We start from the raw sequence: 1,094 nt of genomic DNA, 5'->3' as shown, positions 1-1,094 counted from the left end.
GCGATCGGCGCGATCAGCTCGACCGTGAACTTCAGGTTGTCGCCCGGCATCACCATCTCGGTGCCCTCGGGAAGCTGAACCGTGCCCGTCACGTCCGTCGTGCGGAAGTAGAACTGCGGACGGTAGTTCGCGAAGAACGGCGTGTGACGGCCACCCTCTTCCTTCGTCAGGATGTAGGCCTCCGCCTCGAACTTCGTGTGCGGCTTCACCGAACCCGGCTTGCACAGAACCTGGCCACGCTCAACCGCGTCGCGGTCGATGCCCCGCAGAAGCGCGCCGATGTTGTCGCCGGCCTCGCCGCGATCCAGGAGCTTGCGGAACATCTCGACGCCCGTGCAGGTCGTCTTCTGCGTCGTCTTGATGCCCACGATCTCAAGTTCGTCGCCGACGTTCACGACACCGCGCTCGACACGGCCCGTCACCACGGTGCCGCGGCCCGAGATCGAGAACACGTCCTCGATCGGCATCAGGAACGGCTTGTCCACGGCACGCTCCGGCGTCGGGATGTAGGCGTCGACCGCCTCCATCAGCGCGCGGATCGCGTTCTCGCCGATCTCCGGGTCACGCCCTTCCATCGCCGCAAGCGCCGAGCCCTTCACGATCGGGATGTCGTCGCCCGGGAACTCGTAGGACGACAGAAGCTCGCGCACTTCCATCTCCACAAGCTCCAGAAGCTCCTCGTCGTCGACCTGGTCGACCTTGTTCAGGAACACCACAAGCGCCGGAACGCCAACCTGGCGCGCCAGAAGAATGTGCTCGCGCGTCTGCGGCATCGGGCCGTCGGCCGCGTTCACCACCAGGATCGCGCCGTCCATCTGCGCCGCGCCCGTGATCATGTTCTTCACGTAGTCCGCGTGGCCGGGGCAGTCGACGTGCGCGTAGTGACGCGCTTCCGTCTCGTACTCAACGTGCGCCGTCGAGATCGTGATCCCGCGCGCCTTCTCCTCCGGTGCCCCGTCGATCTGGTCATACGCACGGAACTCGCCGAAGTACTTCGTGATCGCAGCCGTCAGCGTCGTCTTGCCGTGGTCAACGTGACCAATCGTGCCGATGTTCACGTGCGGCTTGTTACGTTCAAACTTTGCCTTTGCCAT

1 protein-coding gene is annotated in these 1,094 nt (G+C 64.6%); it reads right to left on the bottom strand.

What is annotated here, in order from left to right:
• A partial coding sequence (gene tuf / locus N8I71_RS20575; protein WP_262879923.1) for an elongation factor Tu occupies positions 1–1,094 on the bottom strand: 1,094 nt, incomplete at both ends.

It is taken from the genome of Roseicyclus sediminis, from assembly GCF_025515305.1.
GTDB classification, from domain to species: Bacteria; Pseudomonadota; Alphaproteobacteria; order Rhodobacterales; family Rhodobacteraceae; genus Roseibacterium; species Roseibacterium sediminis.
Note: the sequence above shows the minus strand (reverse complement) of the source record. Positions and strands in the feature narration are given on the sequence as shown.